The 14,360-nt window shown below is 69.5% G+C and carries 17 protein-coding genes; 8 read left to right on the forward strand and 9 right to left on the reverse strand.

What is annotated here, in order from left to right:
* Nucleotides 1-15 precede the first annotated feature (15 nt).
* Genes ABCR83_RS08440 through ABCR83_RS08450 form a run of 3 tightly spaced genes read left to right on the forward strand, consistent with a single transcriptional unit; the run spans nt 16 to nt 3,454 of the window.
* On the forward strand, nt 16-1,302 hold the full coding sequence (locus tag ABCR83_RS08440) for a cobalamin biosynthesis protein CobG (RefSeq protein WP_462694226.1): 1,287 nt from the start codon (nt 16-18) through the stop codon (nt 1,300-1,302).
* Nucleotides 1,299-1,955 carry a precorrin-8X methylmutase gene (locus ABCR83_RS08445; RefSeq protein ID WP_462694227.1) on the forward strand — a complete coding sequence of 219 codons (657 nt, stop codon included), beginning with the start codon at nt 1,299-1,301 and terminating at the stop codon, nt 1,953-1,955. Before ABCR83_RS08440 ends, ABCR83_RS08445 begins: the two co-directional genes overlap by 4 nt.
* A complete protein-coding gene (locus tag ABCR83_RS08450; protein ID WP_462694228.1) occupies nt 1,952-3,454 on the forward strand; it encodes a precorrin-2 C(20)-methyltransferase in 1,503 nt (500 codons plus the stop codon). The genes ABCR83_RS08445 and ABCR83_RS08450 overlap by 4 nt, the downstream gene beginning before the upstream one ends.
* A 77-nt stretch (nt 3,455-3,531) precedes the next feature.
* On the opposite strand, the gene ABCR83_RS08455 is transcribed toward ABCR83_RS08450, so the two are convergent.
* Both ABCR83_RS08455 and ABCR83_RS08460 read right to left on the reverse strand, forming a co-directional pair.
* The gene (locus tag ABCR83_RS08455; protein ID WP_462694229.1) at nt 3,532-4,515 is read right to left on the reverse strand and encodes a terpene synthase family protein; all 984 of its coding nucleotides are present in this window, start codon (nt 4,513-4,515) and stop codon (nt 3,532-3,534) included.
* A 268-nt stretch (nt 4,516-4,783) separates the two neighbouring features.
* On the reverse strand, nt 4,784-6,403 hold the full coding sequence (locus ABCR83_RS08460) for an MFS transporter (RefSeq protein WP_462694230.1): 1,620 nt from the start codon (nt 6,401-6,403) through the stop codon (nt 4,784-4,786).
* 94 nt (nt 6,404-6,497) lie between these two features.
* Here ABCR83_RS08460 and ABCR83_RS08465 point away from each other — a divergent pair, with 94 nt between their 5' ends.
* Nucleotides 6,498-6,989 (forward strand): MarR family winged helix-turn-helix transcriptional regulator, encoded by a 492-nt coding sequence (locus ABCR83_RS08465; protein WP_462694231.1) that lies wholly within the window; start codon nt 6,498-6,500, stop codon nt 6,987-6,989.
* A 26-nt stretch (nt 6,990-7,015) separates the two neighbouring features.
* On the opposite strand, the gene ABCR83_RS08470 is transcribed toward ABCR83_RS08465, so the two are convergent.
* From ABCR83_RS08470 to ABCR83_RS08485, 4 genes are all read right to left on the reverse strand, one after another.
* The gene (locus ABCR83_RS08470) at nt 7,016-8,104 is read right to left on the reverse strand and encodes an amidohydrolase family protein (protein ID WP_462694232.1); all 1,089 of its coding nucleotides are present in this window, start codon (nt 8,102-8,104) and stop codon (nt 7,016-7,018) included.
* A gap of 174 nt (nt 8,105-8,278) precedes the next feature.
* Complete coding sequence (locus ABCR83_RS08475) at nt 8,279-8,803, reverse strand: ATP-binding protein (RefSeq protein ID WP_462694233.1); 525 nt, start codon at nt 8,801-8,803, stop codon at nt 8,279-8,281.
* An 11-nt stretch (nt 8,804-8,814) separates the two neighbouring features.
* A complete protein-coding gene (locus ABCR83_RS08480; protein WP_462694234.1) occupies nt 8,815-9,378 on the reverse strand; it encodes a cysteine hydrolase family protein in 564 nt (187 codons plus the stop codon).
* Between the two features lie 153 nt (nt 9,379-9,531).
* Nucleotides 9,532-9,846, reverse strand: a complete 315-nt coding sequence (locus tag ABCR83_RS08485) for a hypothetical protein (RefSeq protein ID WP_462694235.1) — start codon at nt 9,844-9,846, stop codon at nt 9,532-9,534.
* Between the two features lie 162 nt (nt 9,847-10,008).
* On the opposite strand from ABCR83_RS08485, the gene ABCR83_RS08490 reads away from it, so the two are divergent.
* From ABCR83_RS08490 to ABCR83_RS08500, 3 genes are all read left to right on the forward strand, one after another.
* On the forward strand, nt 10,009-10,839 hold the full coding sequence (locus ABCR83_RS08490) for a helix-turn-helix domain-containing protein (RefSeq protein ID WP_462694236.1): 831 nt from the start codon (nt 10,009-10,011) through the stop codon (nt 10,837-10,839).
* On the forward strand, nt 10,836-11,045 hold the full coding sequence (locus ABCR83_RS08495; RefSeq protein ID WP_462694237.1) for a DUF397 domain-containing protein: 210 nt from the start codon (nt 10,836-10,838) through the stop codon (nt 11,043-11,045). The genes ABCR83_RS08490 and ABCR83_RS08495 overlap by 4 nt, the downstream gene beginning before the upstream one ends.
* 62 nt (nt 11,046-11,107) lie before the next feature.
* Entirely contained in the window at nt 11,108-11,329 is a 222-nt protein-coding gene (locus ABCR83_RS08500) for a DUF397 domain-containing protein (protein ID WP_462694238.1), read from the forward strand.
* 15 nt (nt 11,330-11,344) lie between these two features.
* Here ABCR83_RS08500 and ABCR83_RS08505 read toward each other — a convergent pair whose 3' ends face one another.
* Nucleotides 11,345-12,247 (reverse strand): LysR family transcriptional regulator, encoded by a 903-nt coding sequence (locus tag ABCR83_RS08505; protein WP_462694239.1) that lies wholly within the window; start codon nt 12,245-12,247, stop codon nt 11,345-11,347.
* Between the two features lie 96 nt (nt 12,248-12,343).
* On the opposite strand from ABCR83_RS08505, the gene ABCR83_RS08510 reads away from it, so the two are divergent.
* Nucleotides 12,344-13,708 carry an MFS transporter gene (locus tag ABCR83_RS08510; protein ID WP_462694240.1) on the forward strand — a complete coding sequence of 455 codons (1,365 nt, stop codon included), beginning with the start codon at nt 12,344-12,346 and terminating at the stop codon, nt 13,706-13,708.
* 15 nt (nt 13,709-13,723) lie between these two features.
* Here ABCR83_RS08510 and ABCR83_RS08515 read toward each other — a convergent pair whose 3' ends face one another.
* Nucleotides 13,724-13,987: a hypothetical protein gene (locus tag ABCR83_RS08515; protein WP_462694242.1), complete on the reverse strand. Its 264-nt coding sequence runs from the start codon at nt 13,985-13,987 to the stop codon at nt 13,724-13,726.
* Nucleotides 13,980-14,339 (reverse strand): hypothetical protein, encoded by a 360-nt coding sequence (locus ABCR83_RS08520; protein WP_462694243.1) that lies wholly within the window; start codon nt 14,337-14,339, stop codon nt 13,980-13,982. The genes ABCR83_RS08515 and ABCR83_RS08520 overlap by 8 nt, the downstream gene beginning before the upstream one ends.
* Between the last annotated feature and the right edge of the window lie 21 nt (nt 14,340-14,360).

Below are 14,360 nucleotides of genomic sequence, written 5' to 3' on the forward strand. Positions count from 1 at the left end.
CGCGAGGGGATAGGTATGCTCGCCGCCATGTCCGTCACCCCCCTGCCCCCCTCGGACCGGGGGAAACCCGTCGTGCGCGAGCGCGGCGACGCGTGCCCCGGCGCGCTGCGGCTGCATGCCGCGGACGACGGGGCGCTGGCCCGTGTCCGGCTGCCCGGCGGATTGCTGACGGCCCGTCAGGCAACGGTACTGGCGGACGCCGGCGACGAGTTGGGCGACGGGCATCTCGACCTCACCTCGCGCGGCAACGTCCAGCTGCGCGGCCTCCGGGACGGCTGCGGCACGGAGCTCGGCGCGCGGCTGCGTGCCGCCGGGCTGCTGCCCTCGGACCGGCATGACCGCGTCCGGAACGTCCTGGCTTCCCCGTTGTGCGGCCTGGACGGACCGGCCATGGTGGATGTACAGGACTGGGCACGCGCCCTGGATACACTCCTCTGTACCGACAAGAGCGAACTATCCGACCTGTCCGGCCGTTTCCTCTTCGGCCTGGACGACGGGCGGGGCGACATCGCGGCACTCGCCCCCGATGTGACATTGATCGCAAGCCCTGACGGCGCGGCCGTCCTGCGCTTCGCCACGGCGGCCCCCGCCCTGCGGATCGCCGCCGGGGACGCACCCCGCGCCGCCGCCCTGGCCGCGCGCGAGTTCCTCGCGGCACTGCGCGAGCACGGCAGCACGGCCTGGCGGGTGCGGGAGCTGCCCGCGGAACAGCGGCCGCGCACCGACCGGTTGGCGGCCCGACTCGCGGCGGCGGGCATCCCGTCCGCCCCGCTCCCCCGCGTCGGCATACCGTCCTGCCCCCCGCCCGCACCGGGCGTCGTCGCCCACGCCGTGTCCGTGGCCGCGCCGCTCGGCCGCCTGACCACCGCGCAGTGGCGGACCGTGGCCGGTGCCGCCGCGCTCGGCGAGCTCAGGGTGACCCCCTGGCGCGGCATCGTCCTCCCCGGCACCGCGCCGGACCGGCTGGCGGACCTCGCGGCCGCCGGACTCATCACCTCCCCCGCCTCCCCGTGGCACGGTGCGGGCGCCTGCGCCGGACGGCCCGGCTGCGCCAAGTCCCGGGCGGACGTACGGGCCGACGCGGCCGCCTGCCTCACCGTCATGCGCACCGGTGGGGCGGGCACGCTGCCGGTGTACTGGTCCGGGTGCGAACGGCGCTGCGGCCACCCGGGCGGCGACTGGGTCGATGTGCTGGCGACCGGCGAGGGTTACCGGGTCGGCGCACCGGGGCGGGCCGCGCGCACCGTGACAGCGACAGACCTGGCCGACGCGGTGGCCACGGCACGGACCACGACACCATGAACAACGACTGCACGACGAGGCACACAGTGTTCGACTACGACAAGGACGGCGCATCCATCTACCGCCAGTCCTTCGCCACCATCCGCGCCGAGGCCGACCTCGGCCAACTGCCGCCGGACGTCAGCCGGGTGGCGGTGCGCATGATCCACGCCTGTGGGATGACCGACCTGGTACCGGACCTCGCCTACTCCCCGCAGGTGGTGGCCCGCGCCCGGGAGGCCCTGTGCGCGGGCGCGCCCATCCTCTGCGACGCCGGCATGGTCGCCAGCGGTGTCACCCGCAAGCGGCTGCCCGCCGACAACGAGGTGCTGTGCACCCTCGCCGACCCCTCCGTGCCCGAACTGGCCCGGCGCCTGGGCACCACCCGCAGCGCCGCCGCACTGGAGCTGTGGCGCGACCGGCTCGATGGCGCGGTGGTGGCCGTCGGCAACGCCCCCACCGCGCTCTTCCGGCTGCTGGAGATGGTCGCGGAGGGCGCGCCGCGCCCGGCCGCGGTGCTGGGCATCCCGGTCGGGTTCATCGGCGCCGCCGAGTCCAAGGAAGCCCTGGCGGACAGCCCCTTGGGGCTGGAGTACCTGGTGGTACGGGGCCGGCGCGGCGGCAGCGCCATGGCCGCGGCCGCGATCAACGCGATAGCGAGCGAGGACGAGTGAGCGAGCACCGGCTTGGACGGCTGTACGGGGTCGGGCTCGGCCCGGGCGACCCGTCCCTGATGACCATACGGGCGGTCGAGGTCATCGCCTCGGCCGATGTCGTCGCATACCACAGCGCCCGGCATGGGCGGAGCATTGCCCGTTCCATCGCCGAACGGCACCTCCGCGCAGGCCACCTCGAGGAGCCGCTGGTCTACCCCGTCACCACGGAGACCACCGACCACCCCGGCGGCTACCGGGGCGCGCTGGAGGAGTTCTACGAGCAGGCCGCGGCCCGGCTGGCCGCGCATCTGGACGCGGGGCGCACGGTCGCGGTGCTCGCGGAAGGCGATCCGCTCTTCTACAGCTCGTATATGCATATGCACAAGCGGCTGGCCCACCGCTACCCGACGGAGGTGATCCCCGGTGTCACCTCCGTCAGCGCGGCCGCGGCCCGGCTGGGTGAACCGCTCGTCGAGGGCGAGGAGGTGCTGACAATCCTGCCGGGCACGCTGCCCGAGGAGGAGCTGGCGGCGCGGCTGGCGTCCACCGACTCCGCGGTGGTGATGAAGCTCGGCCGCACCTTCCCCGCCGTGCGGGGCGCGTTGGAGCGCTCGGGCCGGCTGGCAGAGGCCCGTTATGTCGAGCGCGCCACGATGAGCGGCGAGCGCACCGGGCGGCTGGCGGAGATGGACCCGGAGTCGGTGCCGTACTTCTCGGTGGCGGTGCTGCCGAGCCGCGTCGGCTCGGATCCGGTGGTGGACCGGGGCGAGGTGGTGGTCGTCGGCCTCGGTCCGGCGGGCCCGCTGTGGCTGACTCCGGAGGCACGCGGCGAACTCGCCGCCGCACAGGACGTCGTCGGCTACCGCACCTATGTGGACCGGGTGCCCGCCCGCCCCGGCCAGCGCCGCCACCCCTCCGACAACAAGGTGGAGTCGGAGCGCGCCGAGTTCGCCCTCGACCTCGCCCGGCAGGGCCGCCGGGTGGCCGTGGTCTCCTCCGGCGATCCGGGCGTATTCGCCATGGCGACGGCCGTGTTGGAGGTCGCTTCCCAGGCCCCCTACCACGAGGTTCCGGTGCGCGTCGTCCCCGGCATGACGGCCGCCCACGCGGCGGCCTCCCGCGCGGGAGCCCCGCTGGGCCACGACTATGCGGTCGTCTCCCTCTCCGACCGGCTCAAGCCCTGGGAGGTCATCGCCTCCCGCCTGCGCGCCGCCGCCGGGGCCGACTTGGTGCTCGCCCTCTACAACCCCGGCTCCCACAGCCGTAGTTGGCAGCTGGGCAAGGCCCGCGACCTGCTGCTGGAGCATCGTTCGCCGGATACTCCGGTGGTGCTGGGCCGCGATGTGGGCGGGCCGCAGGAGAGCGTACGGATCGTCCGGCTCGGCGAACTCGACCCGGAGCAGGTGGACATGCGCACCATCCTGATCGTGGGGTCGACACAGACGCAGGTCGTACGGCGCGGGGAGGGTGGCAGCGAGGAGATCGTCTGGACGCCGAGGCGGTATCCGGAGGGTTGACCGGCCGCGGGCATCGGCACCCGCCGTGCCCGCGGAGGAATCCCAGGACTTCGACTCCGGCAGACGCTCCTACGCTCTTACGCGCGTGCGAAGATGTTGTCCACCGTCTCGGCGTAGCGGCCCGACACCTGGTCCCAGTCATAGACTCCGCGCATCACGGAGCGCAAGGCGTCCGTGCGGTATCGCTCGATGGCGGACCGCTGGTTGTCGTCAAGGCGAAGGCTGTCGTACAGCTGTGGCAGTTCGCTCTCCAGGGCGAGGAATCGTTCCGTTCGCCGGCTGAGCAGCTCGCAGATGATTTCGATGCTCCGAGTGCGGGAGCACCGGTTCTCGCGCTCGACGAGATGGACGAGGTTGTGGTCTCCGCATGCCTCTTCCTTCTCCACCGAGACGATGTCGTTCTCGAAGATGACCACCTCTGCGACAATGCGTCGCATCTCGGCCATCAGGGGGGTGTGGTAGGCCGAGTCGGGTACCTCGAAGTGGCCCAGTCGTTCCGCGATATCGAGGACACCCCGGGCTCCTATGGTGTGGTTGCGCAGGGCCAGTTGATCGTTCAGGCGAAGAGTGCCGCCCTCCATCCGATGGGTGGCTTCAGCGACATTGCCGGTCAGGTAGTCACGCCAATGGCGGGCCGCACGGTCGCGCCAGCTCTCCGACATGCCTTCGCAGCAGCGGGCCCAGAGATCGGCGAAGGCGGCAACGACGGGAGCCGCATTCCGCGGCGGAATGCACTGAGGCGAATCCAGTACCGCGGCGACCGAGTCGGTGAGCTGTTCGGCAAGTGCCGGGTCCTGTCCTATGGGGCCATCGAATTGGTCGTCGAAGATGAAGTACCAGGATTGCTGGTCGACTCCCAGGTCGAGGTCGGCGCCCGTTGCCGAGGGGTGGAACCGTGCGGCCAGACCGGCGTAGTCGCCCTGGAGATGGCGGACTTCGGATTCCTCGGTGGGGAGCAGACCTAAAGAACGAGGCCATGCGAGATGGCAGCGGCGGGCACGCTCGGCATCCCGGCTTATTCGGCTGGGGAAGGGGATGTGCTGTGGAACGCCTTGAGGCATGGCCCGACTGCTTTCTCTTCGCCTGTCTGTCGCAGCCCCGCCCGCAGTGTGGCGCGGCGTGGCGCCGTCAACTTATGGGGCTGATGGGGCAGTTGGGGCGACATGAAGGCTTCTATGTCAGGTCAGCGGTCCGGCCCGCACCGGTAACGGGTCTGGTAGGCGGTGTCCGGCGTGGCGCCATGCACCGAGGCAGGGGCGCGGGTGCGGGCGGACGTTCTTGATCTCAAGCCGCCACTGAAGTGACAGACCTACGGCCGGACTTACGAGATCAGAAGCCGGCCCCGGCCGCCGGCGCGCCGTGGCTGACCCCGCCGCGGTCCGGTGCGGGGACGAGGGCAGTGGCGATGAGCCCGAGGAGGACGAAGCCCGCAGCGGCGTAACTGCCGAGGGCGATGCCCTCGGTCATCGCCGAATGTGCCGCACCGGCCACCGAGGCGGTCTGCGGGTGGGCCGCCAGGGGTTCGATCGCGGCTCCGGCGCTGTCGGTTACGGTACGGGTGAGCCTGGCGGACTGCGCCGCGGGCAGGCCGGTCGCGGCGAGACGGTCATGCAGCCGGGTGCTCAGAGCGGTGAAGAACATCGTGGTGAGCACGGCGATGCCCAGGGCGGAGCCCAGTTGGCGGAAGGCGCTCTGGATGCCGGACCCCTGCCCGGCGCTGCGGACGGGAACGTCGGCGAGCACCACGCTGGTGACCTGCGCCGTGGCGAACCCCACGCCGATGCCGTAGAGGAACAGAACCAGCGCGATGGACCACCATGGGCTGTCCATTGAGGCGATCAGTCCCAGCAATGCCAGGCCCGCGGCCTCCAGGGCCAGACCGATGCGGACCTGGCCGAGAGAGGTGATCCTGGCGGCCATCCCGAAGGCGGCCCCACTGGCGACAAGGCTGCCCAAGGCCAGGGGGACCAGGGCGAGTCCGGCCTGGAGGGCGCTGTAGCCGAGGGTGAACTGGAGCCACAAAGGGAGCACGGCGACGATGCCGAACTCACCAAGGCCGATGATCAAGGTGACGATGTTGCCGTTGCGGAAGGAGGCGATGGAAAAAAGACGGACGTCCATCAGCGCCCGCTCGTCATCACCGCCTCGACTGATGGCCACCTGTCGACGGATGAACGCGATCAGTGCCACGACGGACAGCACCAGCGCGACCAGCACGGGGGAAGGCCCGCCGGTCCAGGAGAAGCCGAGGATGTCGAGCGGCCGGACGGTGGTGAGCCACCCTCGGGTGCGTCCCTCGACGAGCCCAAAGGCGAGCAGGCCGAGACCGAGGACGGACAGCACTGCGCCGGCCACGTCGATGCGCCCGCTGGTCCGGGGCGAGGGTACGAGGCACCTCACCACCCCGACACAGATCAGCGCGGCAAGGGGAACATTGATGCCGAACGCCCAGCGCCAGGAGGCGTGTTCGGCGAGCCAGCCGCCCAGCAGCGGGCCGAGCGCCGAGGCGGCGCCGATGGTGGAGCCCCAGACGGCGAACGCCTGGCCACGCGCCTTGCCGGTGAAGGTCGCGTTGAGCAGGGACAGTGAGGTCGGCATGATCAGCGCCGCACCCGCACCCTGCAGGAATCGGGCCAGCACCAGCAAGCCTCCGGTGGGCGCGAGCCCGGCCAGCATGCTGGTGACGCCGAAGATCACAGTACCCGCGATGAAGATCCGCCGGGCGCCGAGGATGTCCGCGAAACGCCCCGCCGGCAAGAGCAGCGCCGCGATGACAATGGCGTAGGACTCCTGAACCCACTGCGCCTGGGCGGAGTTGACACCCAGGTCCTCAATGACCGAAGGGACGATCACATTGACGATCGTGGAGTCCACCACGATCAGGGCCACCCCCAGGGCGATGAAGATCAGGCCAAGCCATGGGCGAGGGGAAGAAGACCGCGCACACATTACGTCACTACCTCCACGGTGAAGTAACTCCACCGTGAAGTTATCTTTGAGGGCGGTAAGTTGTCAAAGCGTGTTCTTGGTACGAGGAGGGCCCATGGAGGAACCGATGCGGGACGGCGGCATCGCCGCGCAGCGTGAACGGCTGACGGAGGAGCTGAGGACCTACGGCGCGAGCTTCACCGAACTGGGCCGCCGCTTCGCCGTCCTGCTGGGCGTGCACTCCACCGACGCCTTCGCCCTCTTGGAGATCGCCTCCGCCGAGGAGGGGGGCACCCCCCTGTCCCCGGCCCTCCTCGGCAGACGCATCTCCCTGTCCTCAGGGGCGATGACCGCGCTGCTGAACCGCCTCGAACGGGCCGGATACATCTCCCGTACCCGGGAACACACCGACCGGCGGATCGTCACCCTGCGCAGCAGCGCGCACGTCAAGCAGCTCGCCGACGAGTTCTTCACATCCGTCAATGAACGCCACAACGCCGTCCTGGCCCAATATCCGCCCGAGCTGCTTCAGCAATTCGAGACCCTCCTGACCCAGCTGCGCACGACCCTGGACGACCGGCTTGCCGAGCAAGGCCCGGATGCCTGACGGCAGTTCCGGCTGCATCACCGGCGTCACCCCGCCCGGCACACCTGCGGCGCGCTCTCCTTCAGACCGAGCAGCCGGTAGTAGTTCTCCCCGAGGGCGATGTCACGGAAGGCCCGGTCGTCCAATGCCTTGTTGATCCGGCTGGTGACCTCGAGCTCTTGCTCATAGACGTGGTAGTCCTTGTTTCGCGAGGCCACGAAGTCGGTCCCGGGAAGGGCCCTGGTCGGATACCGGTCGAGGAACGCGGCGTACTTCTGCCTGACCCCCGGCTTGCTGAAGTAGCTGTCCTCCAGCACCCGCCAGCTGAGGTCCAGCGTGAGATTGGGGTGCTCGTCCAGGAGCCTCTTCATGATCCCGATGTGCCGGTCGGGATCCATGGTGGTGAGCTCCTTGGAGAGGCCCATGTGCGCCCACACGATCTTGTTCCGCGGATACCGCCGAAGGGTCTCCTCCATCAGGTGGAGATACTTCGTCTGCTCCGCATCGCTCCCGAGATCCGAGTGGATGGTGATCGGAATCCCGCGGTTCCGCAACACCTTCATAAACGGCGCCCAGTTCTTGATGTTCTCGCTCGTCGCAGGAGTGTGGTGGTTGGGGAACAGCGCCTGCTTGACGAGGTTCACCTCCCCCGCCCACCGGAACACCCCCGGGAACTCCTTGTCGTAGAGGGCGATTCCGGGCGGGATGGTCTCCGGGTGGTTCAGGTCCATAAAGGTCATGGAGACCGCGAGCTCGGGGTCCTTGGGCTTCGTCCCCACATAATTCTCGGCGTTGGCGAAGTCGTTCTTCATGCTCGGCACCACGGGAGTGCCCGGACAGTCCAGGTAGTACGTGCAGTTGGAGCCCACCGGCAGCATCTGCCCGATGCCATACATGCTCGCGTGCCGGACACCGCTCTTGTGCAGATACCCCGTGAGTTCCTCGAACGGAATCGCCTGCCCGCCGAACGGGCGGAAGTGCAGATGGCTGTCGACCTGCGAGGTGTAGGGCTCTCTCGCCCGGTCGAAACACCCCGTCCCCGCCACCGCCGAACCCGCTCCCGCCGGGGAGGCGACGACGGCCACCGCCGTCAGTACCGCCCCGGCTACGCCGAGGCGCCTGCTGATTCGTAACATACCGATGATGACCTCCGGTTGACACGGTCGTCCGTCGCGACCCTGGAACAACGGCGGCCACTCCGGTGCGGCCGCACGGGCCTTGGGAGTGTGCCCGGGGAACGGGCCGTGCAGCCCTGCCACAAGCGCCGGGCGGCGGGGAAAAGTTTGTTCGACACGTGTGGCGGGCAGACCTCAACTCTTGACAGCGTCTGCGATGTGCCGGGCAGCCTGCGCGGGCGTGAGATGCGTGGTGTCGATGACCTCTGCCTCGCCGTGCAGCCACGTGCGGGCCGCCTCGGCGTAGGGCTCGAGGTATTTGAGACGGAACGGGGAGTTGGGGCCAAGAACAGTGTCCCCCGCGATGCGCCCGCGGAGGGTGTCCTGATCGGCGTGCAGGACGAAGTGCCGTACCGGAATGGCGTGGTGGGCGAGGCCCGTGCTGATCTCGCGCCAGTACTGCTCGACCAGGACAGTCATGGGTATCACCAGAGTGCCGCCGGTGTAGTCGAGTACGCGGCGCGCGGTCTCGACCACGAGCGGCCGCCACGGCGGCCAGTGCTGGAAGTTGTCCGTCACGGGCAGCCCCGGTGTGATGTCCATGAGAGTCTCGCCGACCTTCTCGGCGTCGAACACCCGCGAATCCGGGATCAGCTGCTGCACGAGTGGACTGGTCGTCGTCTTGCCTGCGCCATGGGTGCCATTGAGCCATACGATCATGGGGCCCAAGGCTAACGCCGTGCGATCGCCTTGACCCACTCGTCGACGGTGACGACCTCCGCCCACTGCGGGAACAGCCGCTCGATGAGGACCCGGTGCACCTCCGGGTCGGTGTCCAGACAGGCGTCGGAGAGGACGGTGAGGCCGAAGTCCAGGTCGTTCGCCTGGCACAGGGTGGACAGCACCACAGCGCTGGTGGCGATGCCGGTGAGCACGAGGCTGTCGATGCCGCGCGCCCTCAACACCACGTCGAGATCGCTGCCCGAGAACGCGCTCGCCCGTCTCTTGGTGACCACCACGTCGCCCGGCCGGGGCGCGACCTCGGGGTGGATCTCGGTACCTGGGGCGCCCTCGACATAGAGGCCGGCCTGTGCGATGGCGGCGAGAGCCCTGTTGCGCGTGCCGACTTCCGGGAAGCCGGGACGTAGCGCAATGACCACATAGATCACGGGGATGTTCGCCGCCCGGGCCCCATCGATCGCCCTGCGCACGCGTGGCAGGTATCCGGAGCCGTCGTCGGCGATGTCCACGATGGCCTGTTGGACGTCCATCACGAGAAGGGCGCTGCTGCTCATGTCATCTCCAGGAACGAAGTCGGCTCGGCGTTGAGAAACGGGCCGGGTTCTGATCTTCGGATCCTACGTGGCCTCGGGTGCGGTGGTGGTATGGCGCCCAGCCGGGCCGTGCCCGTAGCGGATGCGGTACGCCGGTCCGGAGGCGGCGGACCCTCAGTGCGCGTGCCGATGGTGGCGGCCGAAGGCCATGGCCCATGACTCGGCGAGCTCACGGTCACCGGCCTGTGCGGCCTTGGCGCGCTGGTCCTTGATGCGTTTGCACTCGGTGCACGAGGGACGACGTGGCGCTTGGCCGATGGGGTGGACGTCCGACGGTGCCGCGTTCCACTCGATCCCGCCGCCGGGCGGGCGGAGTTGATAGCGCGACCACTTGTTGTCCATGACCTGGCCAAGGCGCTTCGCTGCGGTGTCCCAGACGAGCTCGCCGACGGCGGGTGCGTACGACGACTCCTGGGCCGCAACTGTCAAGGCTTCGCCTGGCTGTTGGAGGGTATGGGCCATGGCGTCAGAACTCCAGTTTCCTTGTCACTCATGCGAGCGATGTTCACCGTTGGTGTCCCTGGCGTCGCGCTCCGCACGTAGCGTCGAGAAGGTCTACGGCCACGCCAAAGCATCTGGGGTGAACGGACCATGCGGGACGACTCAAACGAAACGGCCGAACCACCGGACGGCGCGACCTACCTCGGGACCGAGGTACGGGCGTGGCGCACGGAACGGGGCATGAGCCAGCGGGAACTGGCGGAGGAGGCGAACTACCAGCAGCAGTACGTGGCGAAGGTGGAGGCCGGAGAGCGGTTGGCGAGCACGCAGTTCGTCACGGCCTGCGACAGGGTCTTCGGCACACCCGGTACATTCGCGCGGCTGCGCAAGCGGGCCGCGGAGCGCGGGTATCCGAACTGGTTCGAGCCTTATCTGAGGATGGAGCAGCGGGCTACGACGATCCTGAACTACAGCTCAAACCTCATCATGGGCATTCTGCAGACCGAGGAGTACGCGCATGCGGTCTTCCGCAAGGCCAATCCACGGGACGACTTGGAAGTAACCGCCGAGAAGGTTGCGCGACGGCTCAGGCGACGCCAGGTGCTGGAGGGCTCAACACCACCACTTTTGTGGATCGTTCTCGACGAGTCATGCCTACACCGCCTGGTCGGCGGTCCAGAGGTCATGCGTGCACAGATGGCACACTTGCTCAAGACGGGCGAGTCGCCGCACGTCACCCTCCAGGTACTCCCGTACAGGTCGGGAGCCCCGGCGTCCCACATGGCTTTCATTGTGCTGAAGTTCGGTGAAGAAGAACCGGACGCCCTCTACGTGGAGAACCCGATCTCGGGCCAAGTGATCGACTTTCCCGACACCGTCGCTCGCGCGAACGTGACCTACGATCGGCTGCGCGCCGACGCACTCTCGCCAGAGGAGTCCCTGAGCTTGATTGGCAAGGCAATGGAGGAACACGCGTCATGAGCAATGCCGATATATCCGGTACAGAATGGATCAAGTCCAGCTACAGCGGCGGCAATGAAGGCGAGTGCGTCGAGCTCGCCTGGAACCTCACCACTGGCCTGGTCCCTGTCCGCGACAGCAAGAAGCCTCATTGCGGCACTCTGTTCTTCGCCGCCTCTTCCTGGACGGACTTCCTCACCGCACTCCGCAAGAAATCCCTCCTCTGACCAGCGCTGGTCCATGAGGCTTCGCCGAGCCCGATGCGCCACGTGATTGAGGAGTGGTCTCCATGAGCACATCCGGTATATGCCGTGCAGAGTGGATCAAGTCCAGCTACAGCGGGGGCAACGAGGGGCAGTGCGTCGAGTTCGCCCGAAACTTTGCCGCCACCAACACAGGCCTCGTCCCCGTCCGTGACAGCAAGCACCCACACCGCACCGCCCTCCTCTTCCCCACCCCCTCCTGGACGGACTTCCTCACCGCGCTCCGTGAGGAATCACTCCGCCCTTGACCGCCGACAGCGCGCTCAGGACACCGCCCGCAGCGGATCGGCGCGCCGGGCCAGGTCCAGCAGTGCCCGCAGGGGGTGCTCGGCGAGGCCCAGGCGGGGGTGCCACTGGGCGACGATGCTGACCGGGCGGAGGGGTTCGGGGAGCCGGAGCTCGACCAGTTCGCCGTCCTCCAGCTCCTTTGCGACCGCCAGTTCCGGGAGCAGCGAGACGCCGCGCCCGTGTCCGGTCAGCCGCAGCAGGGCGGACAGCGAGCCGGTGACCACCGAGAGGTGGGCCCCGGCGAGCAGGTCCCGTCCGAAGCGGTCCACCAGCATTTCCGAGACGCAGCCGGGCTCGGCGACCAGGAATTCAAAGGCGAGCAGTTGCTCCGGCGTCACCGACTCCTGCCGGGCCAGCGGATGGGTGGGTGCCGCCACCAGCACCGTTCGGTCGCGGCCCACCACCGCGTGCGGGCCCAGTGCCCGCATCCCGTTGTCGTACTGGAACACCAGGTCCACCTCCCCGGCGCCGAAGGCCCTGACCATCTGGCCCCGGGTTCCGACCGTGAGCTCGAGGTCGGCGCTCGAGCCGGGGCCGCCCGCGCCGTACTCCAGGGCGGCCAGCACATCCGGCATCCAGGCGTGCGCCAGCGACTCCTGGGCGCCGATGCGCAGCCGGGGCCGGTCGCCGAGGGCGGCCCGGCGCATCCGCTCGTCCAGTTCCAGGGCCTCGCGCGCATGCGGCAGCAGCCGTTGCCCGGCCTCGGTGAGCGTCGCGCCGGTACCCGCGCGCCGCAAAACCGTGGTGCCCAAGTCCGCTTCCAGGCGCTTGAGCTGGGCGCTTACGCTTGACTGGGCGTAGCCCAGCTGCTGGGCGGCGGCGGATATGCCACCGTGGTCGGCGACAGCGACAAAGGCGCGCAGGTAGCGGGTGTCCATACCGCCGACAACACAGCGGGGCTCATCGGATATTCCGATGGGGGCATCGGAATTGCGGCGTCGCCCGCCGGAGGGCCGCTGGGCGACCCTCCTCCCATGACCGCCGACAGCGTCGTGCGCCCCACGCACCTGCCCCCGCCCTCACCAGCACGTTCCCGTCTCGCCTTCGCCGGTATCGCGGCCGGGAACCTGCTCGTTCTCCTTGACACCACCATCCTCAATGTCGCCGTGCCGGACGTCCAGCACTCCCTGCACCCCTCGGCCGCCGCGCTGCCCTGGGCGGTCGACGCCTATACCGTGGTCTTCGCCGGGCTGCTGCTCGCCGGGGGCGTGTTCGCCGACCGGTGGGGTGCCCGCCGGGTCTACACCTGGTCGCTGGCCGCCTTCGCCGTGCTGTCCGCGCTCTGCGCGGCCGCGCCCGACGTCGGTACGCTCATCGTCGGACGTGCCCTGCTCGGGGCCGCCGGCGCCGGGATGGTGCCCGCCTCGCTCGCTCTGCTGATCGCCCTCAACCCGGACCCTGCCCGCCGCACCCGGGCCATCGGCGCCTGGACCGCGCTGAGCGGGCTCGGCGCCGCGGCCGGTCCCGTGCTGGGCGGCGGGCTGGTCGAACTCGACGGCTGGCGGCTGGTGTTCCTGGTCGCCCCGCCCGTCGCGCTGTTGGCCCTGCTGCTCGGCCGCCGTCTCCCGGCCCCGCCCACCCGGGCCGCCCACGCGTTGGACCGCTCCGGGCTGCTGCTGTCCACCGCCGCGCTCGGCGCGCTCACCTTCGGCCTGGTGGAGGCGGGCATCGAGGGCTGGGCCTCGGCATACGCCCTGGTCCCGCTCGCCGCCGCGCTGCTCGCCTTCGCGGCACTGACCTTGGTGGAGCGCCGGGCCGCCGCGCCCGTGCTGCCGCCGGCGCTGCTCGCCCTGTCGCGGGTACGGGCCGCCCTGGTGGCCGCGGCGGTGTCCTGCTTCGCCTTCTTCGGGGCGATGTATCTGCTCGGCCTGTGGCTGCAGCACACCTATCACCTCTCCCCGTTCAACGCCGGGCTGGCCTCCCTGCCGCTCACCTTCCCGGTGTGTGTGATGCCCTTCTTCACCGGCCGGCTGGTGGCCCGGCGCGGAGCCCGCCCGGTGATGCTGACCGGAATGTCCGCATCGGTGGTGGCCGGTGTGCTGCTGGTCTTCGTCTCCGGCCAGCACCCCCCGCTCGCCCTGATCATCGCGGCCGAGCTCGCGCTCGCCGCCACGGCCACCCTCTCCATCCCCAGCGCCGCCGCCGAGATGGCCGCCTCCGCACCGCCCGAGCTCGCCGCCACCAGCCAGGGCGCGGTCAACGGCGTCCGCCAGGCGGGCGCGGCGCTCGGCGTCGCGGTACTGGGCACCCTGGGCACGCTGTCGACAGCGGGAGTGGTGCTGATCGTCGTGGGACTGGCGGCGGTGGCCCTCATCTTCAGCACCGGGGCGCGCCGTTGACGGCGGCGGGGATGGTCAAAGGAAGGTGACTTGGCGGATGTAGACCCGTTGGTGGCGTGGGATGACCTGATACACAAACATCCCCGACACGTCAATGGTCTCTTCCTGCATACGCGGTGAGGCACCCGTGTACTTCGCGCCGTCGAGATAGAGAGCCGCGGCAGCACGGACCAGTTCATCGGCCCGTTCTTCAACCTTCGCGATGAAGGCGAGGTTGTCCAGACCGCCGATCACATATTCGGGGTTGGGGTCGTATTCCCACGCCCAGCCGTCAGCCACCGGTCACCGCAGCCCGGGCCTCATCACGGACTGCCATGCACTCGTCCATGGCCTCACGCCATTGTGGGTCGTCACGGTCGAGGGTGTTGGCAGCTTCCAGGGAAGCCCGGTATCGCGCAGCCAGGCCAGGGCGACGTTCGATTTCAACCTCGGTCGCCCACTTGATCTGGAAGATACGGATCGGGTTGAACGAGGCGTGCTGGGTGGCTGCGGTAAACGCCGAATCGCGATCCGCTTGGAACTCCGCGAGGCGGGAGGGGGCGACGTGGGCGAGAGCGGTTCGCAACGCGGGGAACGTCATCTCAGGACGTGGGATGAGCTCGGGGGGGTCTTCAGCGTGTTGTGCCGTCATGGGTCCTCCGTCCGTCCGGCG

Source organism: Streptomyces xingningensis, from assembly GCF_054957865.1.